Annotated in this window: 24 protein-coding genes; 19 read left to right on the top strand and 5 right to left on the bottom strand. The window is 49.3% G+C overall.

What is annotated here, in order from left to right:
• Positions 1 to 981 precede the first annotated feature (981 nt).
• The 6 genes from nikB to PRIO_RS24360 all read left to right on the top strand — a co-directional run bounded on the left by nikB (position 982) and on the right by PRIO_RS24360 (position 6,836).
• Entirely contained in the window at positions 982 to 1,920 is a 939-nt protein-coding gene (gene nikB / locus PRIO_RS24385) for a nickel ABC transporter permease (RefSeq protein WP_020427209.1), read from the top strand.
• A 40-nt stretch (positions 1,921 to 1,960) separates the two neighbouring features.
• Entirely contained in the window at positions 1,961 to 2,767 is an 807-nt protein-coding gene (gene nikC / locus PRIO_RS24380) for a nickel transporter permease (protein ID WP_020427208.1), read from the top strand.
• 3 nt (positions 2,768 to 2,770) lie between these two features.
• The gene (locus PRIO_RS24375; RefSeq protein ID WP_020427207.1) at positions 2,771 to 3,556 is read left to right on the top strand and encodes an ABC transporter ATP-binding protein; all 786 of its coding nucleotides are present in this window, start codon (positions 2,771 to 2,773) and stop codon (positions 3,554 to 3,556) included.
• A 37-nt stretch (positions 3,557 to 3,593) separates the two neighbouring features.
• Positions 3,594 to 4,409: an ATP-binding cassette domain-containing protein gene (locus tag PRIO_RS24370; protein ID WP_020427206.1), complete on the top strand. Its 816-nt coding sequence runs from the start codon at positions 3,594 to 3,596 to the stop codon at positions 4,407 to 4,409.
• A gap of 70 nt (positions 4,410 to 4,479) precedes the next feature.
• Positions 4,480 to 6,084, top strand: coding sequence for a nickel ABC transporter substrate-binding protein (locus PRIO_RS24365; RefSeq protein ID WP_231869746.1), 1,605 nt, complete (start codon positions 4,480 to 4,482; stop codon positions 6,082 to 6,084).
• Complete coding sequence (locus PRIO_RS24360; RefSeq protein WP_039786722.1) at positions 6,081 to 6,836, top strand: class I SAM-dependent methyltransferase; 756 nt, start codon at positions 6,081 to 6,083, stop codon at positions 6,834 to 6,836. Before PRIO_RS24365 ends, PRIO_RS24360 begins: the two co-directional genes overlap by 4 nt.
• Positions 6,837 to 6,852: 16 nt before the next feature.
• On the opposite strand, the gene PRIO_RS24355 is transcribed toward PRIO_RS24360, so the two are convergent.
• Genes PRIO_RS24355 through PRIO_RS24345 form a run of 3 tightly spaced genes read right to left on the bottom strand, consistent with a single transcriptional unit; the run spans position 6,853 to position 9,690 of the window.
• Positions 6,853 to 7,524 carry a LutC/YkgG family protein gene (locus PRIO_RS24355; RefSeq protein WP_020427203.1) on the bottom strand — a complete coding sequence of 224 codons (672 nt, stop codon included), beginning with the start codon at positions 7,522 to 7,524 and terminating at the stop codon, positions 6,853 to 6,855.
• A complete protein-coding gene (locus tag PRIO_RS24350; RefSeq protein WP_046505093.1) occupies positions 7,521 to 8,948 on the bottom strand; it encodes a LutB/LldF family L-lactate oxidation iron-sulfur protein in 1,428 nt (475 codons plus the stop codon). Before PRIO_RS24350 ends, PRIO_RS24355 begins: the two co-directional genes overlap by 4 nt.
• Positions 8,929 to 9,690 (bottom strand): (Fe-S)-binding protein, encoded by a 762-nt coding sequence (locus PRIO_RS24345; protein ID WP_020427200.1) that lies wholly within the window; start codon positions 9,688 to 9,690, stop codon positions 8,929 to 8,931. The genes PRIO_RS24350 and PRIO_RS24345 overlap by 20 nt, the downstream gene beginning before the upstream one ends.
• Before the next feature lie 166 nt (positions 9,691 to 9,856).
• Between PRIO_RS24345 and aldA the strand changes: the two genes are divergently transcribed.
• The 10 genes from aldA to PRIO_RS24295 all read left to right on the top strand — a co-directional run bounded on the left by aldA (position 9,857) and on the right by PRIO_RS24295 (position 21,790).
• Positions 9,857 to 11,302 carry an aldehyde dehydrogenase gene (gene aldA / locus PRIO_RS24340; protein ID WP_020427199.1) on the top strand — a complete coding sequence of 482 codons (1,446 nt, stop codon included), beginning with the start codon at positions 9,857 to 9,859 and terminating at the stop codon, positions 11,300 to 11,302.
• 779 nt (positions 11,303 to 12,081) lie between these two features.
• Positions 12,082 to 13,029: an IS110 family RNA-guided transposase gene (locus PRIO_RS24335; RefSeq protein WP_046502546.1), complete on the top strand. Its 948-nt coding sequence runs from the start codon at positions 12,082 to 12,084 to the stop codon at positions 13,027 to 13,029.
• A 62-nt stretch (positions 13,030 to 13,091) separates the two neighbouring features.
• Complete coding sequence (locus tag PRIO_RS36985) at positions 13,092 to 13,307, top strand: hypothetical protein (protein WP_231869745.1); 216 nt, start codon at positions 13,092 to 13,094, stop codon at positions 13,305 to 13,307.
• 592 nt (positions 13,308 to 13,899) lie between these two features.
• Positions 13,900 to 14,976, top strand: coding sequence for a zinc-dependent alcohol dehydrogenase (locus tag PRIO_RS24325; RefSeq protein WP_020429124.1), 1,077 nt, complete (start codon positions 13,900 to 13,902; stop codon positions 14,974 to 14,976).
• 34 nt (positions 14,977 to 15,010) lie between these two features.
• On the top strand, positions 15,011 to 16,948 hold the full coding sequence (locus PRIO_RS24320) for an alpha-amylase family protein (RefSeq protein ID WP_046505089.1): 1,938 nt from the start codon (positions 15,011 to 15,013) through the stop codon (positions 16,946 to 16,948).
• Positions 16,949 to 16,966: 18 nt separating this feature from the next.
• Entirely contained in the window at positions 16,967 to 18,112 is a 1,146-nt protein-coding gene (locus PRIO_RS24315; RefSeq protein WP_020429122.1) for a sugar ABC transporter substrate-binding protein, read from the top strand.
• A gap of 15 nt (positions 18,113 to 18,127) precedes the next feature.
• On the top strand, positions 18,128 to 18,787 hold the full coding sequence (locus tag PRIO_RS24310; protein ID WP_020429121.1) for a RibD family protein: 660 nt from the start codon (positions 18,128 to 18,130) through the stop codon (positions 18,785 to 18,787).
• Between the two features lie 21 nt (positions 18,788 to 18,808).
• Positions 18,809 to 20,170: an MATE family efflux transporter gene (locus PRIO_RS24305; RefSeq protein WP_020429120.1), complete on the top strand. Its 1,362-nt coding sequence runs from the start codon at positions 18,809 to 18,811 to the stop codon at positions 20,168 to 20,170.
• A 179-nt stretch (positions 20,171 to 20,349) separates the two neighbouring features.
• Positions 20,350 to 20,883, top strand: coding sequence for a YceI family protein (locus PRIO_RS24300; RefSeq protein ID WP_020429119.1), 534 nt, complete (start codon positions 20,350 to 20,352; stop codon positions 20,881 to 20,883).
• A gap of 130 nt (positions 20,884 to 21,013) precedes the next feature.
• Entirely contained in the window at positions 21,014 to 21,790 is a 777-nt protein-coding gene (locus PRIO_RS24295) for a hypothetical protein (protein ID WP_020429118.1), read from the top strand.
• Between the two features lie 358 nt (positions 21,791 to 22,148).
• Here the strand turns inward: PRIO_RS24295 and PRIO_RS24285 are convergent, their stop codons facing one another.
• A complete protein-coding gene (locus PRIO_RS24285; RefSeq protein ID WP_020429117.1) occupies positions 22,149 to 23,231 on the bottom strand; it encodes a hypothetical protein in 1,083 nt (360 codons plus the stop codon).
• Between the two features lie 97 nt (positions 23,232 to 23,328).
• On the opposite strand from PRIO_RS24285, the gene PRIO_RS37505 reads away from it, so the two are divergent.
• A complete protein-coding gene (locus tag PRIO_RS37505) occupies positions 23,329 to 23,595 on the top strand; it encodes a leucine-rich repeat domain-containing protein (RefSeq protein ID WP_167345661.1) in 267 nt (88 codons plus the stop codon).
• Positions 23,596 to 23,625: 30 nt separating this feature from the next.
• Here PRIO_RS37505 and PRIO_RS24280 read toward each other — a convergent pair whose 3' ends face one another.
• Entirely contained in the window at positions 23,626 to 24,231 is a 606-nt protein-coding gene (locus PRIO_RS24280; RefSeq protein ID WP_046505083.1) for a TetR/AcrR family transcriptional regulator, read from the bottom strand.
• Positions 24,232 to 24,426: 195 nt separating this feature from the next.
• On the opposite strand from PRIO_RS24280, the gene PRIO_RS24275 reads away from it, so the two are divergent.
• Together PRIO_RS24275 and PRIO_RS24270 are read left to right on the top strand one after the other, a co-directional pair.
• Positions 24,427 to 25,206, top strand: coding sequence for a nuclear transport factor 2 family protein (locus PRIO_RS24275; RefSeq protein WP_046505080.1), 780 nt, complete (start codon positions 24,427 to 24,429; stop codon positions 25,204 to 25,206).
• Positions 25,207 to 25,219: 13 nt separating this feature from the next.
• A complete protein-coding gene (locus PRIO_RS24270) occupies positions 25,220 to 26,377 on the top strand; it encodes a YhgE/Pip domain-containing protein (protein ID WP_020429113.1) in 1,158 nt (385 codons plus the stop codon).
• Positions 26,378 to 26,468 lie beyond the last annotated feature (91 nt).

The raw sequence follows: 26,468 nt of genomic DNA, 5'->3' as shown, positions 1-26,468 counted from the left end.
GACTGATTCCATGTCCCTTCATTGCCATTCTTTTTCACCGGAATTCACAAACCAACCAGCCAACGCTCCCTGTATACCGGGAGCGTTTTCTTATTAAAGATAAAAATTTATATGTTTTTGGGGAAGCGACTTACCCCTTATTTCATTGTATAGGAAATTATACAGTGCAAAAAAATGAGGATATCTTGGGAGCCACAAAGGATATAAGCGATGCAGAAGGATAGGGATCCAACCGTGGGCTGGAGTTCCATCCGCAGACTGAGCGGACTGAGGAGCCCTTATCTAGTCAAAAACCTTGCTTTTTCAGCAGTTACGGACACAGGAGCCGTTATATCGTTCGATGGAGTCTGGAATAAAGGGAAAAGGGAGAAATAAAGGCATCTGAGTCCGTTGTCTTGCGGAATAGACGAATCTTCTATCCATAACGGCTCTCCTGTCCGTAACGGCTGCGGATAGATCGTGAAGGAATAGGGCGATCCGTCTTTACCGGCTTCTTCACAGGTGCTAGTTGGAATAAGGGAACTTATTTTTCCGAAAATTAAGTAATCATGGGATTTAAGTGGAAAAAGTAAACTTAATTGGGCCATATTTCATGCCAAATGGCGAAATGAGCTGAATTAGTGTTCCTTTTTCCACTTCATCTGCCCGAGGATAGGGTACTCCGGCAAATTAGTTAACCTTTTTCCACTTAAAGAGTTGCCGTAGAATTCATGAGGAATCGTTCTCCAGGATATGCAAGAACCAAGGCGGCTGCGCTGCCCCGTGGAGGACGGTGTAACCGTTGCTACTTCTACAACCCTTATCCCCTAAAATTAGAATGATTCTCTGCCTCTACCTCAAATCAAGTTGCAGTAAGCCCCTTTGGTATTATTCGTTGGCCGCTCCGCCTGGAGCGGCCATGTTTTATATGAACGTAAAATTTAGACTATTAATTTTAAAACTTTATGCTATAATCGTAATTATTACGAATAAGCATTGGGGTTGAACATCATTTTACGGTATCTGGTGCAGCGGCTGCTGCAGATTATTCCCGTGCTGTTTGGCATCTCCATAATAACCTTTGCACTGATGCAAATAACGCCGGGGGATCCGGCGGAGATTATGCTGCGTGCAGACGGCATCAAGCCCACGCTGGAGGCCATCCAGGCCACCAGACATGCTCTTGGCCTGGATGGGCCGATACATATGCAATTTGTGCACTGGCTGTACCGCGTGTTTCATCTGGATTTGGGAATATCCTACAGCAGCGGCTTGCCGGTGCGGGAGGAACTTATGAGCCGTTTCCCGGCTACAGCGCTGCTTAGCGGCTGCTCCTTGTTGACGGCAATGCTGATTGCCTTGCCGCTTGGCATCGGCTCTGCCCTCTATCCGGGAAGCCTGCTGGATCGTCTGGGAAGAGCCTGTGCGCTGTTCAGTGTTTCCGTACCAGGGTACTGGCTTGGCCTGCTGCTGATTTATTATGGTGCGGTGAAGCTGAAGTGGTTCCCTGTGATGGGCATGGAGGGATGGCCGAGTGTGGTTCTGCCTGCATGTACTCTCGGCTTTGGCATGGCGGGAATCTATATCCGTCTGATCCGTTCCAGTCTGCTGGAGGTTCTCGGCAAGCTCTATATCAAGGCGGCGAGGGCTAAGGGGCTGCAGGAATGGAAGGTGATAGGCGGACATGCGCTTCGCAATGCACTTCTTCCCAGCCTCACCTTGCTGGGGATTCACATAGGGGGGCTGCTGGGCGGTTCGGTGATTGTGGAGAGCATCTTTTCCTGGCCCGGTATCGGCAAATATGCAGTGGAAGCTATTTTTGCCAAAGACTACACGGTCATTCAAGGCTATGTATTAATAATGGCTGTTGTCGTTGTCCTGATTAACGTTGCGGTGGACTTGCTCCATCTGCTGCTGAACCCGCGAATCAGGATGCGGTGAAACGGCAGAAAGGGGGGCGTTGGTCTTGTATCGCCTTCATATGTTCAAGAGTAACGGGGCCAAAGCCGGCGGGATGATTGTGTTTCTGTTCGTATGTATTGGAATATTTGCCCCTTGGCTTGCTCCATCCGATCCGCTTCAGATTCATATGGAACACAAGCTAAGTATGCCGTCATGGGAGTATCCTCTGGGTACGGACCATCTGGGGCGCTGCGTTTTATCCCGTCTGATCTACGGGACGCGGACTTCACTATATTATTCACTGATGGTACTGGCGGCGGTTTTTTCTATTAGTATTCCGGTTGGCCTGCTCGCTGGCTATGTTGGGGGAATAATCGATCATTTGATCATGCGGGTGATTGACATCCTGCTGGCTTTTCCCAGTCTCATTCTCTCTCTGGCTGTTACAGCGGTGCTTGGCCCCAGCATGAAAAACCTGCTTATCTCTTTTGCAGCAGTGTGGTGGGCAGGCTATGCAAGAGTGATCCGCAGTATGGTCCTGCAAATAAAGGAAAGTGATTACATTATGGCAGCCAAGGCTGGAGGCTCCACGCATCTGCAGATTATTTTGCGGCATATTCTCTTGAATGCCACCCGTCCCATCCTGGTGCTGGCTTCCATCGAAATCGGTACACTGATGCTCTCGATCGCCGGTCTGTCTTTCCTGGGCCTGGGCGCTCAGCCTCCAACACCGGAATGGGGAGTCATGCTGAACGATAGCCGGCCCTACATCCAAACGGAACCCCGGCTGCTGTTATATCCGGGATTGGCGATTATGCTTTCGGTCCTGGGCTTCAATCTGCTGGGAGAGGGGCTGCGGAAACCGGGACAGAAGGAGGAATTATAGAACATGTTAACAGAGACCCCGCTGCTGAGAATCCGGCATCTGCGGACCAGCTTCTGTACCAAGGATCAGGCAGTCACGGCTGTAGATGATGTGAGCATGGAAGTGAGGCCCCGGCAGATTGTTGCGCTTGTCGGTGAAAGCGGCTGTGGTAAAAGCGTAACAGCCATGTCTGTCCTGGGACTGCTGGACCCGCCGGGCAGGGTGGAGAAGGGAGAAGTCTGGCTGGGTGGCAATAATCTTCGAGAATACTCAAAACGTGAGCTAAGGAAGCTGCGGAGCAAAGAAATAGCCATTATCTTTCAGGACCCCATGAACGCACTTCATCCGCTGCTCCCCATAGGCAAGCAGATCAGAGAGACGGTGATGCTGCATAAAAAGGTATCCAGAAAAGAGGCAAAAGCTCTGGCTTTGGAGCAGATGCGCCGGGCAGGCCTAAGCGATCCTGAGCTGCTGTACACTAAATATCCTTTTCAGATCAGCGGCGGGATGTGCCAGCGGGTGATGATTGCCATCGCTCTAATCTCAGGTGCGCGCCTTCTGATTGCCGATGAACCGACAACAGCACTTGATGTTATGGCTCAAGCCCGGATTCTGAAGGAGCTGGATCGGATCAGACATGCGGAGGGCCTGGGCATCCTGTTAATCACACATGACTTTGGCGTCGTCGCAGAGCTTGCGGATTATGTGTATGTCATGCAGTCAGGAAAGATTGTGGAAGCCGGAAATGTGTACACCCTCTTTGCCAATCCGGTGCATCCCTATACAAGACAGCTTCTTAGCAGCAGATAACAACCATAATAGTATATATCTGTTCAGGAGGGGAGACATGTATCTGCTCGAAGCAGTAGAACTGAGTAAAGTGTATGGCCGGGAAGGGAGGTGGTTCAAGCCGGATATCCAAAAGATAGCGGCTGTAAATCATCTGTCGCTCCGGCTGAAGCCGCATGAAAATCTGGGACTTGTGGGAGGAAGCGGCAGTGGTAAAAGCACGCTGGCCCGTTTACTGCTTGGATTGGAACGGCCGTCCTCCGGAAGAGTCCTCTACCAGGGTACAGATTTCACAGATTGGAGCTTAAGCAAAATGCGGAGGATCCGGGGCAAGCTGCAGGTCGTATTTCAGAACAGCCCCGCTTCGTTCAACCCGCTGTTTACAGTGGAGCAAATCATCGGCGAGCCGTTAAGAAATTACGGGATGGGAAATGTAAGGGCACGCAGGGACCGGGTTGCAAAAACGCTGGAGCTGGTGGGTCTCGAGGGGCGGTACTTGTACCGTTATCCGCATGAACTCAGCGGGGGCCAGCAGCAAAGAATCGGCATTGCCAGAGCGATTGCGCTTCGCCCGGAGCTGATTATCTGCGATGAGCCGTTCTCCAGTCTCGATGCCAGCCTGCGGAGGCAAATGATGAATTTGTTGCAGGAGCTGAAGGCCCAGCTGGGGCTGGCTTATATTTTTATTACACATGATCTGTCAGTCGTCAGCCGTTTCTGTGACCGGGCAGCTGTAATGCATCAGGGGCAGATTGTGGAGGAGCAAACGGGCGGCGGACTGATGAAGCAGGCGGTCCATCCGTATACCCAAAAACTTATCGCTTCGGTGCCTGTACAGGACCCCCGGCTAAGAAAGTCAGATGACCGAAATTAGAAGAAGGAGAGTTACATTAGAGATGGCAAGAAATTCAAAGCGAATCAGAGGCTTAACCCAATCTTTGGTAATGATCATACTGGCTGCATTCATAATGATTGCGGGGTGCAGCAGCAACAGCAATAACAGCGGTAACAGCGATGCAACAGGCCAACCCCCCGGAGGGCAGGAGAAAGCGGTCACTGTAGCCATATCGGCAGACCCTGGTATAGATCAGCTCGATGCCGGTGCCTATAAAGGTGCGATGAGTGTACATGCGATGATCTATGACGGATTAGTGGAGTATGGGGAAAAAGGCAGCATTCTGCCGGCATTGGCAGAGTCCTGGGACATATCCGAAGACGGAAAAGTGTATACTTTTCATCTTCGCCATGGGGTGAAGTTCTCGGATGGCACTGATTTTAATGCCGCTGCGGTTAAATTCTCTTTTGAACGCTGGATGAACGATCCGGCTAATTCGCTGAATGTAGCTGCAGCGTTGCAGTCTATAGATGTTATAGACGACCATACACTCACCATGACCTTCAACAAAACCTATTATCCGTTCCTTACGGAGTTGTCTTTTGCAAGACCGGTTCGAATCATCAGCCCTTCTGCCGTAGAACCCGCCGGAGCGGTTACCGGGAAATTTGTCAAAGCGGTCGGCACCGGGGCATGGATGGCGGAGAGCTATAAGACGGATCAGGAGGCAGTGCTCGTCAGAAATCCTTATTACTGGGGGGAAGCACCCAAGCTGTCCAAAATTATTCTCAAGGTTATTCCCGATCCGCAATCCAGAGTGCTGGCGCTGCAAAGCGGGGCTGCAGATATTGCAGGAGGCCAGCCCGGCAAGCTTCCGGTAGAAAGCGTACCGGTTATCGAAAGTGACTCCAGTTTGAGTCTGCAAAAAGCACCAGGAACAAATTCGCATTTCCTGATTTTTAATTACAACACTCCGGCTCTGCAGGACCTGAACGTGCGCAAAGCCATGAATTTGGCCATTAACAAAAAAAGCATTATCGATGATCTGCTGGATGGTATCGGCAGCGAAGCCAAAGGTCTATTCCCCTTAACTGTACCCTATGTGACGGATCAGAATAATACCTGGTATGGATTCGATCCGGATGAAGCAAAACAGCTTCTTGCAGAAGCCGGTTATAGCGATTCTAATGGGGATGGGATAGTTGAAAAGGACGGCGCGGCACTGGAGTTTAGTTTTGTACTGCAGCAAGCCGAGTTTCCGGAATGGAAATCCGTCAGTGAGCTGATCCAGTCCGAGCTGAAGGCGATAGGTATTGCCGTGAATCTTCAGATTCTTGAGCCTAACGCGTATTACGATGCATTATGGACCACTAAGGCATACGACCTTATTATGTACCGTACCTACGACGATGCTTATAATCCGCATGCCTTCCTCCTGTCCTTGTTCCATAAGACTGCGGAGGCACCGGCTGTTGCTTGGTCGGACGCTGAATTGGAATCATTCATTGATACAGCGGTAGGAAGTACGGATCTGCTGGTGAGGCAAAAGGCTTATGACTCGATCTTTGGCAGGCTGTATGAGGAAGCCATGTTTGGAGCCCTATACTTTCCGGACGAGGTCATGGCGGTGAATAAGCGGGTGAAGGGTTTCAAGCCCGGGTACACCACCTTCACACCGGTTTTCTGGAATCAGCTGGACGTAGGTGAAGAATGATGCTACAAGAAATCTCTAAATATTGGACCTCCAGCTCGGTTGGTTATGACAAGGTGATCCAGACTCAATTCCGCAGCAGGAAAACCGTCAGACTGTGGAAGCAGCTGCTTATTCAGGGAATGGGCCTCAAATCCCGTCAAAAAGTACTTGATGTGGGAACAGGTCCGGGATTTTTCTCTATCCTCTTATCACAGATGGGGCATCAGGCAACAGCAGTGGATGCTTCACTGGGAATGATTGAACGGGCTGCGCGAAACTTTGACCGCTATGGATGCAAAGTCCAGGCATATGTGGGCGATGCAGCGGATTTAACTGCCGAGCCGGATAACAGCTTCGACGCAGTCGTCTGCCGCGATATGGTGTGGACGCTGCCCGATCCGCAGAAGGCCTATGCGGAGTGGCACCGCCTTCTGAAGCCGGGCGGGACTCTGATTGTTTTTGACGGCAACTATATGTATAAGGAGAACAAGTCATTATTCCGCAGGCTCTGGTACGCTTTATCCTGGATGCTGATTCTGATTACAGAAAAAAGAATCCGGCAGCGCAGCAGCAAGGGAAAAAGCCTGCTCAGTGAACTGCCGTTCGTAAATGTACTCCGGCCTGAAGCAGATGAACAGGCTCTATTGCACGCAGGGTTCCGCATATTCGATACCCGCAGGAATTTCATTCCTGCCCGCAAGCTGCCGCTTAATTACCTGAAATATGGTTATGAAAATGTGAACCGGTTTATGATTATCGCCAAAAAGGAGTGATCTGCTAAATGAATTGCTAGATAAGCACATAGGCCGCCCGCAGCGGACCATGCACCCCGACAACGAGCTGCATTTCAATATCGGCCGAATTCGAAGGGCCGGAGATGAAATTGATCGAGGAACCCAGCGGCTCCCCCGCCTGAATCCGCCGGTTCAGATCTGCTGCAGCCTGGGTCGAGCGGAGCATGATCCGCTTTTTTTCAATCACCGCAATATAATGGGCAGGCAGAAAATGCAGGGCGCGCCCTTGATCCGGGCGGCTCCCGACAACAATCGTACCCGACTCGGCCAGCGCATAGTCGGCAAAGACAATCGCCGTATTGGCTGCTTCGGAGCGCAGAATATTCTGCTCCCTTCCTGCCGCTTCCTCCCAGACGGAAGCATTTGCGAATTCCAGCCCGTATTCGGCAAACCGGGCATCCCCGGAAGTGATTACAGCCCCTCCGCCATTCGCAGCGATCAGATCATCCAATGTTTTCTGCAAGATTTCCGCGTTCGATTCAATCACCTGCGTGTGAATGAAAAAGCACTGCTCCTTCAGAATCTCTATCAGCTCATCGGCTGTTAAATCGCCATAGCTGTCCGGAGCCATGGCCTGCAAGTCCGGCCGCTGAACGTCATAGATACGCTCCCGCCCCAGCTTGGAGGCAATTGTGTTTAGGAATGAATCCTTGTTGGATGCCGTCATTGGCCCTCCCTCCCTTTGCGTTTGTCAAACCAGGCCCGGAAGCTGTCCTGCTGTCTGACCGGCTGGCTGAGATCACGGGCGTTGATCCAGCCACGGACCAGCTGCGGTCCTCTTGCAATCCGTCCATGCCTGCTGATTAGCCGGCTGGCCGGGTTGGCAAACCGCAGGGCTTTGCCGAACAAAGCCTGGGAGGCCAGCAGCCTTCCGGCTGTCTTCATCTGGAGCCTTTCTGCAGCACCGGTGCGTTTTTGCTGTACAATATTCTGGCGGTGCAGAATCAGCTGCTCATGCAGCGGGATTTTGACCGGACAGACATCCGTACAAGCGGCGCACAGGCTGGAGGCAAAAGGCAGCTCTTTATAGTCATCGTAGCCGCCCAGCAGCGGGGTGATTACCGCTCCAATCGGACCCGGATAAATAGACCCGTAGGCATGGCCGCCGATATGGCGGTAGACCGGGCAGACATTAAGACAGGCGCCGCAGCGGATGCACTGCAGGGCTTCGTTGAATTCGCTGCCGAGAATCCCGGAGCGCCCGTTGTCCACGACTACCAGATGGAAGTCCTCAGGACCATCCGTCTCCCCGGACGCAGAGGGCCCGATGACGGAAATATAGCTGGTCAATTTTTGCCCGACCGCACTCCGGCAGAGCAGATTATCCAGCACTTCCATCTCTTCAAGCGTCGGCACAATGCGCTCCATGCCCATCACCGCGATATGTGTTTTCGGTATGGCGGCGGTGAGGTCACCGTTCCCTTCATTGGTCACCAGATTGATCGCGCCCAGGTTGGCGACAGCGAAATTGCAGCCGGTGATCCCGACATCCGCTTCCAGGAACTTCTGCCGCAGCACCGTCCGGGCATAACGGGCAAGATTCACGGGACTCTCGTCGCCGGTGTATCCAAGCTTCTCCGTGAACACTCTTTGAATTTGCCTCCGGTCCTTATGCAGCGCGGGGGCCACAATATGCGAAGGCGGGTCCCAATCATCCATCTGTAGGATGTATTCGCCCAGATCCGTCTCGGTCAGTTCACAGCCGGCTTCCATCAGGACATGGTTCATTTCAATTTCCTCGGTGACCATCGATTTGGATTTGACGATTTTTTTAGCTTTTTTCTGGACGATAATATCCCGGATATAGCCGCTTGCTTCTTCTTTGGTTTTGGCAAAATAAATATGTCCGCCCTTTTTCTCAATGTTATCCGCTAACTGCTCCAGGTAATAATCCAGATGCTTAAGTGTATGCTGGCGGATTTGCTGGCCTAGGGTACGCCACTGCTCCCAGTCTCCAAGAGCGGTTGCGGCGGACAGGCGCCTGGTCTTCAGGCTGTCCTGGGCTGAGCTTACAGCATTTCTCATAAAAGGATTGCCGATGCCGTCTGTAGTCCGTTCGTTGAATTCCCGCTTATCCGTTTGCAGGCTCATGTCCGGCTTCCTCCTTTTTAGTAGGGTTGTGATGATTCAGCACTTCTGCAATGTGCATGATTTTTACGGGTTCTCCCTTACGCGACAGGCGGCCCCCGATGTTCAGCAGGCAGCCCATATCTGCACTGATCAGGATGTCCGCTCCGGTTTCGGTTATACAACCGCATTTTTCATTGACCATCTGCTCAGAGATGTCCGGCATTTTTACCGAAAAGGTTCCTCCAAAGCCGCAGCAATTATCGCTGTTTTTCAGCGGCTCCATTTGCAGTCCCTGCACCTGCTCAAGCAATTGGAAGGGGGTTTCCCTTTCGCCCAGCAGTCTTGTCATATGGCAGGAGCGGTGGTAGGTTGCGGTACCCTCCAGACTTGCACCCACATCGGTAATGCCGAGCACCCGGACGATGAATTGTGTGAACTCATACGCTTTCTCCTTTAACGCAACCGCTTTCAACTCCCATTGGGGATCTCCCTTGAAAATTTTCGGGTATTCATGGAACATGGCGATGCAGGAGCCGGACGGACCTACAACATAATCGGAATGCTCAAAGGCCCGCATCATATTTTTCATTGCAAGCTTGGAATCTTCCAGATAACCGCTGTTGTAGGTAGGTTGGCCGCAGCACACCTGCGAAGCGGGAAAATCGATTTCACAGCCCAGCCTTTCGAGAACCTGAACCATAGCGATCCCGACATTCGGGGCCATAAGGTCCACTACACAGGTCGAAAAAATACTGACTTTCATTCCTATCCCTCCAATCGCAGCCTTCACAACAATAGCTTAACTCAAAAAGTCAATAAAAAACAACACAAAAACAAATAATAAATGTGAATCTTGTTGACAAAAAATATTGATAACGTTTACACTGTGGGAGAGCAAATGGAATGATCTACCTTAAGGGGGAGAAACAGTGGAAAAACATTTGATGTATATCGACGGCCAGTTTACCGAGTCAGAAGGCAAAGAGTGGATGGATGTCACCAATCCGGCAACAGATGAAGTCATTTCACAGGTCCCCAAAGCTACAAGGAATGACGTGGTCCGGGCCATCCATGCAGCGAATAAGGCCCAGACTGCCTGGGAAGAAACGCCTGCGGTGGAGAGAGGGAAGTATCTTCATGCCATTGCCGGAGGGATTCGGGCGGAGGCGGACAGCCTGGCCAGACTGATCTCCGAAGAGGTAGGCAAGACACTGGAACTATCCACGGTCGAGGTTAACTTTACAGCGGATTATATGGACTATATGGCAGAATGGGCACGCCGGTATGAAGGTGAGATTGTTCAGAGTGACCGGGATAATGAGAATATTTTTGTGTTCAAACGGGCGATTGGGGTCACTACCGGCATCCTCCCTTGGAATTTTCCATTCTTTTTGATTGCCAGAAAAATGGCGCCGGCGCTGATCACCGGAAATACGATTGTCGTCAAGCCCAGTGCTGAATCTCCAAACAATGCAGTGGCGTTTGCCCAAATTGTTGCCAAGGCCGGTCTTCCCCAAGGGGTGTTCAACCTGGTTACGGGCAAAGGCGGCGAGGTCGGCAATGAATTGGCCAGCAACCCTAAGGTTGGGATGGTTAGTCTGACGGGCAGCGTACCAGCCGGACAAAAGGTGATGGAGGCCGCAGCCGAAAATATCATCAAGGTCAGTCTGGAGCTTGGCGGCAAGGCACCGGCCATTGTAATGGACGACGCCGATCTGGATCTGGCGATCAAAGCGATTGTGGATTCCCGGGTGATTAATACCGGGCAGGTCTGCAACTGTGCGGAGCGGGTCTATGTGCATGAGAAGATCAAGGACGAATTCACCAGCCGTCTGGTTGAGGCGATGAAAGCGGTGAAGTATGGCGATCCGCTGAAAGACACGGATATCCAGATGGGTCCGCTGATCAATAAGGCAGCCCAAGAGTCGGTGCAGCAAAAGGTTGACCGCGCCGTACAGGAGGGAGCCAAAATCGCCCTTGGCGGTAAAAAAGTGGAGGGTGCAGGCAGCTTTTTTGAGCCGACGGTGATTACCGGTGCCACCAATGAGATGGAGATCGTCCAGGAGGAAATCTTCGGGCCGGTCATCCCGGTCATATCCTTCTCGAACCTGGATGAAGCGATTGCACTTGCCAATGACAGTGAGTTTGGGCTGACCTCTTCCCTGTACACCCGGAATCTGAACGTCGCCATGAAAGTCATCAAGTGTCTCAAATACGGTGAAACCTATATTAACCGCGAGAACTTTGAAGCGATGCAAGGCTTCCATGCGGGCTGGAGAAAATCCGGCATCGGCGGCGCGGACGGCAAACACGGATTGAACGAATATCTGCAGACCCATGTGGTATATTTGCAGTATGATCAATCTGTCAACTGAGATTGCGGAAAATGAATAATGAATCTATCCGATACGGTCCGAAAGGACCGTTTTTTTTGTGGAGAATTAATATGTTTCACACTATAAATGTTCCTTCTATTTCTCGCTGAAACGGGTACCTGAAAGCGATACTCTGTATCGCTGCATCGGAAGCATAGGCTCCTGATAAGGATGGCGTAGCCGTTTCCACTTGTTTGTATATGAAACTATACAGTGTAAAAAAGTGTGATACCTTGGAAGCCTCACAGGATATAAGCGATGCAGAGGATAGGGCTCCACCCACGGACTGAAGCGGACAGAGGAGCCCTTACTTTGCCAAAAATCTTACTTTTTCAGCAGTTACGGACTCAGTCCGTTAACCTGCTGAATTGACGAATCATCTATCAATAACGGCTTTCCTGTCCGCAACGGCTGCGGATCGATCGCGAAGGAATAGGGCGATCCGTCTTTACCGGCTTCTTCGCAGGTGTTAGTTGGAAAAAGGGAACTTATTTTTCCGAAAATCAAGAAATCCTGAGGTTTAAGTGGAAAAAGTAAACTTAATCACCCATGGCCTGGCGGCCACCGTCGGTCATGAAAATCAGGTGAAGTCAGAGTGTATATTTGGTAAAATCGTGCTGTGGATCAGAGGTCGATTCAATATTGGTGAAACATCCCGAAACTTAATCTGACCAACTGCAACGACGAGGATCGCCGAGTGTTGCCACGAGCACGTGTATAAAATTTTATCTCTTAAGGTTGCATGATCCACGCATACTTTTGGCTTGGAGGTAGGGAATATGGATGCCATTCGTGAACGTTGTGCTGGGTTGGATATTCATCAGGAGACGGTGGTGGTTTGTCTACTGAGTGGCCCCCTGGAGAAGAAACCCAAGTCCGTGATCGAGACGTTTGGAACCACGACCCGCGAGCTTTTGAGATTACAGGAGTGGCTGGAGCAGCAGGGATGTACCGAGATTGCCATGGAAAGTACAGGGGTCTTTTGGAAACCCGTGTGGAACATTCTAGAAAGCACCTGTACGATCACGCTGGCCAACCCGCAACGCATCCGCAATATGCCCGGGAAGAAGACCGACGTCAAGGATGCCGAGTGGATCGCCAAGCTCCACCGCTGCGGCTTGATTGAGGGAAGCTTTGTCCCGGACGAGCCCATCCGCGATTTGCGTGACCTTACCCGGTATCTGCGCAAGCTTAAGCAAAACGCGACGCAAGAAAAGAACCGGATTCACAAAATTCTACAAGATGCCAACATTAAACTGACCACGTATGTCTCCGATCTTTTTGGCGTTTCCGGTCGTGCGCTACTGGACTCGATTGTGAATGGCGAAGTGCTGGAGGTGCATGAGGTCCGCAAGCTGGTGCATACCCGGCTGAAGATGAAGGTGCCTTCACTGGTCGAAGCGATGAACGGCCGACTACGTCTGCATCACCGGAAGATGATCCGGCGTCATTGGGATCATTTGCAGTATCTGGAGAGTGAAATGCAGACGTTGGAAGCTGAAATTGAGGAACTGGTGCAACCATACATGAAGGAAATTGAACTGCTGGATACCATTCCAGGCGTGAGCACGGATGCCGCGGCGAGCATCGTGGCGGAACTGGGTACCGACGTGTCTCCTTTTCCAAGTGAAGCTCATCTGGCCTCTTGGGTCGGGGTGTGTCCAGCCAACCATGAGAGCGCCGGTAAAAAAAAAGTAAAAAGAACCAACGCGGGAACCGAGGTCTGAAAGCCGTACTCGTCCAGTGCGCTTGGGCAGCGAGCAAGTCCAAGAATAATCGGCTTTCCGCTATGTACAGTCGGATCGTGAAACGGGCAGGAAAACAGAAAGCCATCGTCGCTTTAGCCCATGCAATGATCCGAATCATGTATGTGATGCTTCGGGATAAAGTCCCCTATACCGAGCTGGGGACGGAATATCTGAACACCCCCGAGCAGACCGCAAATTACCTGATTAAAAAACTTCAAAAGCTAGGCTACCAAGTGGAACTGACGCCTACCACATGATATCCACTTTATAAAAAAATGAAGTTCCGATATAGGGGATCTTTAAAGCAAAAATCACTTTCGAGCTGTGAAGCGACAAAGTGATTTTCGTATAAATTGGGCTACTTTTCTTGTCCAATGGCGAAATGGGCTGAATTAGTGTCCCTTTTTCCACTTCATCTGCCCGAGGATAGGGTACTCCGGCAAATTAGTTAACCTTTTTCCACTTAAAAAGCTGCCGTAGGTTCATGGGGAGTCGTTCTCCAGGTAACGCCAGAACAAAGACGGCTGCGCTGTCCCGTGGAGGACGGCACAGCCGTTTTTTTGTGTTGTGCTGGCCCGAATTCTTCCGCCTAGGAAGAGGACAGGATCACATTTTATGAGGTGGATTGTAAAAAATGCGAGTATTGCTAAAATTCGACAAAATTTCCCTTACTTTTTAAAAAAAGTGTGCTAGGATAAAAAAGCAATTGCACAAACGTTTGCACAAAAATCAAAGGTTTCGTTATCCGGAGCTGAAGGAGATGTTTTGCAATTAAATGAAAAGAAAAGAAAGAGAAAGTAAGGGAATGTAAAAGAAAAGCGGATGTGAAAAAAGAAAGGATATGGAGCAATGAAATCAGAAAATGCTGAATGTGCAGAATCGCGTAAGATGCCGGCGTTGGTATGGAATTCTCAGAGGCTGAATCTGTCCGAACAGGACATCCCGGTGATCACGCTTGCAACTGATGTCAAAGTGAAGATCCAGATGACGGGCATCTGCGGAACTGATCTGGCAGTCATCACAGGTAAGGAGCCTGGTGTTCCCGGAGTGATACGCGGTCATGAAGCCGTAGGTACTGTTATTGAAACCGGCAGCAATGTAACAAGCTTAAAAGCAGGCGACCGAGTCGTTGTTGATCCCAATCACAGCTGCGGCAAATGCAGGTTCTGCCTTCAAGGCAAACTGCATCTCTGCACAGGAACGGATGGACAAGGTATGCCGATTGCCGGGTTGAATAAAAATGGAACTTTTGCTCCATGGTTCGTTTCAGAAGAAAAATTTTTACACAAATTACCTGAGCAGATGAGCTGGGAAGCGGCATTGGCCACTGAACCCCTCGCCTGTGTTCTCCATAACTTCCGGGAAGGCAGAGTTAAGACAGGGGACTCGGTATTAATCCTTGGTTCCGGACCAATGGGGCTATTATGTCAATTTGTTGCTAAACGCATGGGATGCACCACTGTTTCTATAGAAATCAACGCAGGACGACTGGCAAAGGCGCAGCAAATCTCTGACTATGCCTGCCCGCCGGAGGAGCTGACCGCAGAGCGGGTGTTCCGCATTCTGGGGGAGAAGAAATTTGACTTCGTCATTGATACGGTGGGGACACAGATGGAGATGGCGGAGCAATGGGTGGAGCGCGGCGGTACGATCATTCCCTTCGGGATCAACGGGCGATACCAGTATACCATTTCCCCTACTTACTATACTCAGCACGCCGTGCGGCTGCTGGGGGCCGGTGAATATTTGAACACCTTTGAGGATGCCCTGCAGTTTGCAAAAGACGTTCCGGAGGTAGCTTCCCTGATCACACGCAAGTACAGTTTGGATCAATTCGAGACTACAATTCAGGAGCTGCTGGGGAACAGCGGGAATTCTGCGGTTTCTTCGGAGCCCCCCGTTTTGAAATCGGCATTTGTTTTTTGAAAAACAATAATCCTGTATAGAGGAGATCTACTTGATGATCAGACATAACCATAGAGTAAACCGGATGCTTGACTATTTTGCAGACTGCCGGTTTCACAACACAGCACCCATCTGGATACCTGCGTTGTGGAACGAGTGCGGCTATGTATCGACATTGGATAGCAAGGATGGCGAAATTCTTGTTGAACCGGCAAGATTTATGGTTAAACATCTGCAGTACTTGCTGGAGTTGTCTTCTGATTATGCTCATATCGGCCAGGCAGATTTAGATGATAGTGTCATTTATTGCTCCTTGCTCCGTTATTCCTCGGCCTGGGATTATACTCATACCGGGAATATCCAATCCGGAACATTCCTGAAATTTATGATTCTGCTGCCTTTGCTGAAAAAAATGAATGTCAATATCCTGTATCTGCTGCCTGTCACCCGGTACAGCAATTTGAATCTCAAGGGGGATATTGGTTCACCGTATGCAGTGTACAACCTGTTTGATTTGGATGAGAATTTACATGACCCGTTGCTGGACGGCATGGAGAACCTGACCATCCACGATGAGCTGGCGACCTTGGTCGAGGCCTGCCATCTGCTGGATATCAAAGTTGTGCTGGATTTAATCCCCCGGGTGGGTGCCCGGGACAATGTTTTATTAGCCGAACACCCGGACTGGTTTTATTGGATTGATCTGAACGCGCTGCCCGGATTCCAGCCCCCGCATATTGCCGGATTGGAATTCTTCACAGAGTGCACACCGGACAAGCTGGAAACCATTTACCGCAGCAAGGATACCTTATCTTTTCTGAATCAGTTCCGTCTGCCGCCAAATGAACTGGACCCGGACCGCTGGAACGACCTCAAAAAACGCGCGCTTGAGTCCGGCGAGTCCCTGTTGCCATTGATCGAACAGGAGATGGGCATAACGCCGGCTCCCGCCCATTCGGATTGGATTAATGATGTTCAGCCGATCTGGACGGACATTGCCTTTTTTCGCCTGTACAAGGACCCCTCGCCATTGGTCCGGCCTTATTTGCCTGAGGGTCAACCCCCATATGTGCTCTTCGATACGATCAAGTGCAATATTTATCCGGGGGAAGAGCCGAATCAGGAATTATGGGACACGCTGATAGAGGCTGCCAGCTTCCAGCTGAAAACGTATAACATTGATGGTTTCCGGGTGGATATCGGACACACGCTCCCGGTCCCCTTGCTGCAATCTATGTTTAAGATGATCAAAGATATGAAGCCGGCAGCGATTCTGATCAGCGAGGATTTATTCAACCGCAATCACCGGGAAGCGGCAAAAACCGGATACAATGTGATGTTAGGCAGCGGCTGGAATATTATGACCGATATCCGTGTCGAACGTTTGCAGGATTACTTGCGGGAGCTTCCGGAATTGCAGATACATGTGTTTGCCTGCTCGGAGACGGCGGATACCCCGCGCATTACAAGCCGTGGCGGAACAGAACTGGCCCGGCTGATGACGGTGTTCAATTATTTCCTGCCGAACGGGATTCCCTATCTGACTACAGGAATGGAAGTTTATGAGGAGCAGCCCCTCAATTGCGGTCTCGGGGATAATACCGGCGGTGCGGATATTCCAAAAGCTTTTTTCAATACCATGGCTATCAACTGGGCCAGTAAATCAACATTACTGCCGCTTCTGGAGCAATTGCAGCAGATGAAGAGACAGCATGCTAATCTGCTGAAGCCTGCGAACTTCTATCTTTCCGACTCACAGGGCGATATTTTGATTTACTCATACTATTTGAAAGATGAACTGTTCAGCGCCTGTTTTAATTTGAACCCGGATCAAGAGCAAACCTTGCGGACTGAGCTGATCTATCCGGGCCACAAACAGACAAGCCTGCTGCTGGAAAGCGAACGGGGCGGCTGGAACCGGCTCAGCAGTGAAGGAATCTATGAAATGCGGCCATATCAAGCTTTGGTCCTGTATACGGAACTCATCAAATGACGAAGGAGGAAGACAGCTATGAACAAACAAGTTGCACAGCAGCTGAATATCTGGCATGAATTCGATGGGAAGGGAGATACATCCATAGAGGTGCTGGAGCAGCTCTGCCGTGCTTACACCTCTAAATCCGGAGTTTCCGTTATTCCCGAGGTCATGAATATCACCGTACTGACCGCCCGCCTGCAGCAGATAAAAGCCGGCGGGGCGGGTCCGCACATGGCACTGGTTCCGGCTGATATGGCCGGTTACGCGGAAGGCGCCATGTATTCAGAGATTCCTGAGAAATTCTGGTCAATGTCCGGCCTCCCCGATGTGGATATCCGTAGCTCCATGCAGTCCAACGGCCGGCAGTACGGTATTCCTATTCTAAAAGGCAATCATCTGGTTCTATATTACAATCCGGAGATCTACCCCGAGGCTCCCGCTTCCTGGGAGGCGATTGAACAACAGGCCGAAGCGTTATTGGCTAAAGGAATTGTTCCGGTCGCTGCCGATCTGGCGGACCCGTATTGCTTCATTCCGTTTCTGACCGCATTTGGAGGCTGGCCGCTGAAGGAGGGGAATCCCGATCTGGCGTCTTTTGAAATGGATGCGGCTCTGCGGTTCGTTCAGCGGCAAATAGCCCACAAGGTGCTCGGCAGTTTTCATGGTCCAACTGAACTCCTGGACCGTTTTATCGCCGGAGAGATTGGGGCGATCATTTGCGGGGAATGGATTTACAATTATTTGGACCTTCAAATGAGAGACAGATTGCTTGTAGGTCCGCTGCCGTCGATTAATGGCAATCCGGCGGCCTCGATGTCTTCATCCATCGGTCTGGTCTTTCCGCAGCATTCGCTGGAATCGGAGCAGGCGGACGAGCTTCTGTCTTTCGCGGCGTATTTGCTGAATGAAAGCAGCCAGCTGGAATGGGCCGAGCGGGTGCAGCGGATTCCTGTGCATTCCCGTGTATTGGATAACATCAAGGCAGCCGCCTCACCGGCCAGGGCTAAACTAATTACCTGCCTTGAAAATGCGCGTAACATGCCCATTGAGCCGGTTATGCGGAATATCTGGGATGCCATGGCTGTTGGCCTGCAACATTTAGCAGATGAAGATGCCGCGAGAATCATGAGGTTAATGAATGAGCATGTGAACAGCAGCCTCATTCAACAAACTTTATAGAGAAGAGGGAGAACGATGAAAACAACTATTTTTAGCCAAGTGTCAATCGACGGCAAGCTTACTTTGGGCGCGGGGAAGTCCAGCAAACAGTTGTTCAGTATGTTCGAGGAACCCGATATTAAATACATTCATCAATTCAGAGGTTTAATTGACGCTATCATGGTAGGTAAAAATACAATTCAATATGATGATCCGATGCTGACAAACCGGTATGAGGAGAATAAGAACCCGCTGCGGATTATCCCGACAACACATATGGATATTTCGTTGGACAGCCATGTCCTTGCTGACGACGGCCGGACGCTGATCGTTACCACCGAAAACGGCAAAAATCCTGAAATGATTAATATTTTAAAGGATAGGAATAAGGATGTGTTAATTTGCGGGAAGGACAAAGTGGATTTTGTGAATCTGTTCCGTGAATTGGAAGAGAACTATAACGTGCACAGCATTATGATCGAAGGCGGCGGATTTCTGAACTGGAATGTACTGGACCAGGATTTAGTTGATGAGATCATCATCATGCAGCTGCCGATTATTATCGGGGGCGGGACCAATATCACACTGGTTGACGGCACGGGATATACCGACCTGAATTTCGTGAAGAAATTCAAAGTTGTCGAAGTTCTCCCGAACAAAAACTATACACTGCTTCGTTATCAGAAGGCTGTCTAACAGCTATGGGAGGCCCTGCTAATGTTAAAAGATTCAAAGGCGGATTTTTATAGTAAAATCTATACCATTGCAATTCCTGTAACCCTGCAAAGCCTGATTATGGCACTGCTAACCTTAACCGATCAGCTGATGGTCGGACAACTCGGCGATGTAGCCGTTGCATCAGTAGGGATTTCCATTAAAATATACGGGATCATAACTGTAGTATTGGCAGGGCTGGCTACAGGAGTATCCATTTATGCCGCGCAGTTCTGGGGAAAGAAGGATGAGAAAAGCACTGCCCAGCTGCTGGGATTGGGATTGTTTTTTGGTCTGGGAATCTCCATTATTTTTACGCTGCCTGTTCATTTCTTCCCGCAATTCTGTCTCGGCTTGTTTACGAAGGACCAGCGGCTGATCACAGAGGGGGATATTTTTCTGGAAATCACCTCCCTGAGCTATATTCCTGTCATGCTGACGATGATATTTTCCGCAATATTGCGCGCTACAGGACATGTGAAGCTCCCTATGATGACCAGCATCGTTGCAGTATGTATTAACATTGTACTTAACTATCTGCTCATCTTCGGGAACTTCGGCTTCCCGGAATGGGGGATAAAAGGAGCAGCAACTTCTACTCTGATCGCCCGTTTATTTGAATGCTGCTTCATTATTGCGGCTGCCTATAAGCTTCGCCTGCCTGGAGTAACCCATATCCGTGACTGGTTCGGGGCTCCCACAGCCTTGCTGTCAAAGTTCATCCGCACCACCTATCCGATCGTATTAACCGAGCTGATTTGGGTACTCGGTGAAACGGTATATGCGATTATTTACAGCCGGATGGGAACTGTAGAAATAACCGCAATGACGATAACCTATCCGCTCCAAAGCTTAAGCATCGGGTTATTATCCGGGCTCTCCAGCGCAGCCGGTATTATGATTGGAAACAAGCTAGGGGCCGACGAGCAGGACGCAGCACTGGATTTTTCGAAGCGGTTCATTAAGCTGGGGATTTTTGTATCCCTTGGGATAGGTGTATTGATCGCCGCAATTGCACCTTTGTATGTATCCATCTTTCAGGTGTCAGAGGAAGCGCATCACATGGGCACCCGTCTAGTATGGGTATTCGCCGGGTTTCTGTGGGTAAAGGTTGCCAACATGATCCTGGCGGGCGGTATTCTCAACAGCGGCGGTGACAGCAAGTTCGTATTTGCAATGGAAGCCGCTGCAACATGGCTGATCGGTGTTCCTTCCGGATTATTAATGTCATTTGTCTGGAAGCAGCCTGTGTTTCTGGTATATATGATTTTGTCATTGGAAGAAGTGGTTAGGCTTAGCATCGGATTGGCGCGAATTCACTCCAGGAAATGGATGAAAAATCTGGTTGCTGAAATCTCTGCGTAAGCAATTGAATGAATCTATTGAAGTCTCAGGTACGGCCCGAAAGAAAAATGTTGAAACGCTGCTGACATTACGTTGTCAGTAGCGTTTTTGTATAGTCGGGGTATGCGAAGATCGCAGTGCTTAGGAGATGGGGCAACCTTTCTTTTCTTACAATCTTATCGTAGAGGTGGAATTTAATCGTGAGCAATGTTAATTGGGAAGTGGATCAGGACCACAGCTCCGTCGAATTTTCGGTGGCGCATTTAATGATTAATCGAATCAAAGGCGTATTCGGGCAATTTCAAGCAAACTTGAGCTTTGACCCCAATGATCTAACAACGATGGGTATACAGGCGTCCATAGATGCCAATAGTATCACAACCCGCCAGCCGCAGCGGGATGAGCACCTGAGGAGCGGCGACTTCCTGGATGCAGCCAAGTATCCAACCATTGTGTTTCAAACCACCGGCTGCATCCCTGCTGGTGAACGGCAATATGAACTTGAAGGCAATTTGACGCTGCATGGAGTAACGAAGCCGGTCACTTTTCATACCGTTTTTGAAGGACTTAACAAAGATCCTCGTGGCCGGGAACGTGCAGGATTTTATTCAACAGCTAGTATTAAACGCAATGAATTTGGTTTGACCTTTAACTCGCCGCTGGAAACTGGCGGGATGATCGTCGGAAATGAGGTGAGGATTGAGCTTTATATCGAGGCAGTAAAAATAGAATAATTCGATTGACAGCTATAATTAAGATGTGGTAACTTAACCATTGAAAATAAAGGCAATGCAACCTTTGGGTTCAACCTCGCTGAGAAGTGGGTTGGGCCCTTTTTGCATTGAATGCCAGGGGAGGATTCATGTGCTGAGAACAGAACTGCTGCTACAGCGGCTGGACGAGATCGGCCAGTCGCTTGAACGTATGGGGGGAGCTCTTTTATTATTAGGCGTTGGTTCCGTTGGAGCCGAGACAGAACGGCTGGATGAATATTCGGATTTGGATTTCTTTGTTATTGTGAAACCGGGGGAGAAAAGCAGATTTATCGGCCGGCTGGATTGGCTCGAAGGGGCACACCCTCTTGCCTATTCATTTAAGAATACGGATGACGGGTACAAGGTATTGTTCGAGGACGGAGTTTTCGGGGAATATGCTGTCTTTGAGGAATGGGAGCTGGCGGATGCCGCCTATACGGAAGGCCGGATCATATGGAAGGACCCGGCGTATAGCAATACGGCAATCGCCAAACCGGTAAATCCGATCCCCGGCCAAAAAAGTGATTCCCTGGACTTTCCTTTGAACGAAGCCTTAACCAATCTGTACGTAGGGCTCTGCCGCTATGCCAGGGGAGAACGCCTGTCCGCTACGCGGTTTGTTCAAGGTTACGCTATAGACCGGATTCTATCCGTGCTCCATCTACTGGAACAAGAGGAAGATTACTTTCCCGACCCCTTCGGGAATGAGAGACGGTTAGAGAAGAGATATCCCCGTTTTGCAGAAATCATCGGAGACATGATCCAGGGATACAACCATGTTCCCGAATCGGCACTCCGCATTTTAAATTTCTTAGAAGAGGTGTACCCGGTCAATCGGCGGTTAAGCGATGAGATCCGGCGCTTGGCTAATGTGAATTGCGGGTAGATACAATGCGGTGAACCTTAAAAAGGTCATCTTTTGGAGATGGCCTTTTTCTCGTTGTATAGGAAATTATACAGTGTAAAAAAAAGTGGATATCTTGGAAGCCTCACAGGAATATATGCGATGCAGGAGGATTGGCTCCATCCGGGGACTGAAGCGGACAGAGGAGCCCTTATTTTGCCAAAAACCTTACTTTTTCAGCAGTTACGGACTCAGGAGCCGTTATATCGTCCGATGGAGCCTGGAATAAAGGGGAAAAGGGGCAAATAAAGGCACACTTTTGTTTATTTGGATCATTTCCCTTTGTTCTAGCATATTTAATCATCTCATAGAACTTTAGTAGGTATTGCTTAGCTAACCATCAAAGAAATTCCCGATATATTTCCCGGGCGTTCTCATCGAACAGAGCCGTGACATTCGCATAGTTGTGGAGATCAATCCGGTTCTGCCACAGGATTTTCTGGATAAAGATTGTCTCGGTGAACATCCGGTTCACAATTACCCTGCACAGGGGTGGATCGTCCCGGAAAAACTCCACCAGTTCGACAATCTGGTCAAAGTCAAAATATAAAATGTAGCACACGTAATTGTGCAGCAGCATGCTGATAATGTGTTCGCGGTAAGGTGTGGAGGGCACACCCGTAAGCGTATCCTGCATGCATCCGAACACTTCAGACCTATTGCGGGCATAAGCGGCAAGAAATTCGTCCGCTTGGTTAATCAGACGCAGGGCTGGCTCCAGGCCGGCTTCGGGTGGAAGCTTCAGCCTGGAGGAACGTCCTTCGACCACTTCCAGCATTTGCAGGGTAAGCCGGCAGCAGGCTTCAATCTCTTGTGGCGAGAGAGTCAGGCAATCGTTATATGCTGTATGCTGGTGTGCGTAATGATCGTGGTACGCTTCGAAATAATCCTGAACGCGGATGCCGGTCTGCGTATGGATTAAGTCCGGGCCGCGAAAAGAAAAAGCATCCAGCGTTTCTCCGTTGACCGGGTGGGCGTACAGGTAGAACCAGAAGAAAAAATCCCGCAGTCCGGCTTTCTGCTCATCGGACAGCATAGAGAGATACGCCCACTGAGCCAGTTGGAAGAAGCAGTAGTGCTTCATTCGGTCATTCATCACGTTGTATGGGTGAATTGGAGCGATGGAGGTAGTTGCGTTGATCGTCAGCAGCAGATAGTCCAGCACCTGTTCGCCGTACACGTCCAACTGACCGAAACGGGACGCTAAGACGGGTGCTCTGCCCGTAGTATCCGTATAATGCGGGTCGGCGGGACGAAGATCGCTTGTCCACTCGGTAAACGACTCGTTCTTGCGGCCTACCAGAAACAGCTCCGTGCTTCCGTCTTCGCATAACGCATACTCAAAGCGGCCTGTTTTCAGTAACGGCAGCCCTCGGCCGAATTTGAGATTAAGGTAATTGTGGTACAGGGCATCAAGTTCCACTTCACATCTCTCCGATTCTGGCAGGATTGGACGACATGGATATTCATTCGCCCTTATGGTTTAACTATAGCAAAGACAATCTTGACCGCTGAGCAAGTTGAACAAGTTAACGTTTTTAGCTGTTGAGGGGAACCAGATTACTGATCTTTCACCGGTTTCCGGGCTAAGCGCTCTAAAGAAACTGGTTATCGACAATAACAAGATAAAAAGTCTAGTACCGTTAAAAAATCTAAATAAACTGACCGATCTTCTTGCCAGTAACAATCAGGTGGAGGATCTGAGTCCGGTTCAGAAATTGAAGTTAGAATGGCTTATGCTGAGGCGGAGCAGGTTATCCAACAGCTGGAGAACAATGGCGTCATAGTATATTTGAAAAATAACAATGAAACTCAGCCTATTCCTCGAAGGTAATGCCGGCAGCTTTCAAATGCCCGTAGACAACGATTCTACTGAACTGAGATGAAACTTCACCCGCAGGAAGAGGCAGATCGTTTTTAACCCACCAAATGATAATCCCCATGAAAGACGATACGAGGTATTCGAGCAGCAATTCCTTAGATATCGCTAAAGGGGAATTTCCCGCTGCAGGATTCCACCCCTCATTTAGTTTATCTTTAATGATATTCTCCATTTTCGTCCGGAACTGATAGATTCTATTCTCTTCAATTAACATGGCATAGTAAAAAGAGGTGTTGTGCGAAATGTGTTCCAGTATCGTTTGCATGACTGTCTTGAGTACAGAAATACTGTAAGGATTCATGCTGATTGGACAAAGGACGACTGCATTTTTTAATTCGCCCAACAGCTCATCCATATATGTATTTAATAAGTCAGGTTTGTTTTCGTAGTGGAGATAAAAAGTGTTTCGATTGATCATAGCCCGATCGGCAATATCCTGGATCGTTATCGCTTCATATCCTTTTTCCTGAATAAGCGCAATAAACGCCGTTCGAATCGATTGTTTAGTCCGGAGTATCCTTAAATCGGTTTTTTTGCTCATTGTTTTCGCTCTCCTTACTTAAATTTGAGTCGTTAAGCGACAAAGTGATCTGGACTGTATGTTATCTTTCAAATTCAAAAATATTGAATATTGAGCGTCATATTCATCTCTATTATAATGAGCGCATGATAAATAAACAACGAACCGTTCATTATTTATCTTTACAACAGTTGAGAAAATAAGGAGGATATTCTAATGGCATTAAACAATCAAAATGAGCTTGTACTTAAGGCAACCGCTGTGCTGGAAAGTTTAGCGAGCGGTGATCCCGGAGCGATTACGAATTACATTCATCCGGATCAATATATTCAGCACAACCAGGCTTTACCCGATGGCCGTGCGGCTATGCTGGGTGCATTTGATCATTTACAGGAAATCGGTACAAAGGTAAGCATTAAGCGCACTTTAGCCGACGGAGATTATGTTGTCCTTCATTCTGAATATGATTTCTTTGGCCCCAAAATCGGTATTGATATTTTCCGGTTTGAGAATGGACTGATCGTCGAACATTGGGACAATTTGCAAGCTAGTGTGGACAAGACACCCAGCGGTCATACGATGATTGACGGACCGGCGACGATTAAGGATATCGATAAAACGGATGCGAACAAAGTATACGTCAAAAGCTATGTCGAGAATATCTTGTTTGGGAAGAACCCGGACCTGCTTGCCTCTTATTTTGCCGGGGATCACTACATTCAGCATAGTCCGCATATTGCAGACGGCCTTTCCGGTGTCGTTGCCGCAATGCAGGGACTGAAGGAGAAAAATATAGAATTTCAATATACTCATCTTCATCAGGTTATCGGACAAGGCGATTTTGTGCTTACAGTGAGTGAAGGCCTCTTTGATGGTCAGCATACCTCTTTTTACGATTTGTTCCGCGTAGAGGATGGAAAGATCGCCGAGCATTGGGACGTAATCGAGGCGATCCTGCCGGCAGAAAAACGAAAAAATCAGAACAGTAGATTTTAAGTTTTGAAAACCTATGAGTTTATTAAAAAGCAAATTAATTGTTACTTTACCCGTTATCGTTATTGCAGTCATCTTCATTTTTAGTCTGGCCATGATTCCTAGCCTCAATCCGGCTCCCCGGAACTTGCCCATTGCCATTGTGAATGAGGATCAAGGCTTGGCAACTCCGGAAGTAAATACGGGCGGGATGATAGTGTCTGAAATTCAGTCAGAAACCTGGGCTAATCCGGATGGAGAGCCAGCAGTTAAGTGGATCGAAGTGGGCAGTGAAGCAGAAGTAAAAGCGGGACTTGATAACCAAAAATATTATGCTGCATTGGTGATTTCCAAGGGGTTCAGCGAGAAGCAGGCATCGCTTATGACGCCGGACCCTTCTTCACCCCGGGTGCAGATTTATATCAACCAAGGTATGAATGCATCAGCATCCAGTATGGCTGGGCAAATGCTGAATCAAGCGGTTCATGGCATGAATGAGAAGCTGGGTGCTGAGCTATTAGCGGCTATCGGACAGCAGGGCGGCATGCTCTCGACAAAACAAGCCGCTGCATTAGCTTCACCCATCGTTAGCGAAACCATTAATGTGAATGCAAAGGGTACGCGTAATGGAAACGGGAATTCACCGGTTTTGATGCTACAACCTTTGTGGATGGCGAGTCTAATCGGAAACGTGGTTTTCCTGCTTGTCAAAAATAAACAAAATTACATGAATCGTAAAGAGCGGGTCCGGGCGAATATAATCCAGATCATTTGGGGAACGGTCATCGCTTTGGCGGCTGGATTTAGCTTCACTTGGTTCGCCGGGAGCTTGGGGGTACACATTTCTCATTTCACGGATACCGCTATATTTTTGGCAATTGCTTATTTAGCATTTTTCCTCATGATAGCTGCTGTTTTCGCTTGGATTGGATTAAAAGGTATGATTATTTTTGTACTGCTCCTATTCTTCGGCGCGCCCCTCCTTAGTTTCGGTCCGGAGTTTTTATCTCCGTTTTACCGGGATTGGATACTATCGTGGCTGCCGATGCGTTACATGGTAGATGGGCTGCGTGAGTTGCTTTTCTTTGGGCAAAGGCTGCGTATGAACCATCCGACAGTTATCCTAATCTGGATCGGCATTGGCGGTCTGTTGGTCTTGCTTGCCTCTGCCTTCAGACGTTCCCGTGCGGCATGATTATGATTATACAGGCCCTTGACCGGAGGATAATTTTGGCTTATTATAATGACAGTCATTACTGACAGACATTGCAGCATATCCTACAGAA

Source organism: Paenibacillus riograndensis SBR5, from assembly GCF_000981585.1.
Classification (GTDB): Bacteria; Bacillota; Bacilli; order Paenibacillales; family Paenibacillaceae; genus Paenibacillus_AQ; species Paenibacillus_AQ riograndensis.
This window is presented reverse-complemented; position numbering and strand designations above follow the sequence as displayed.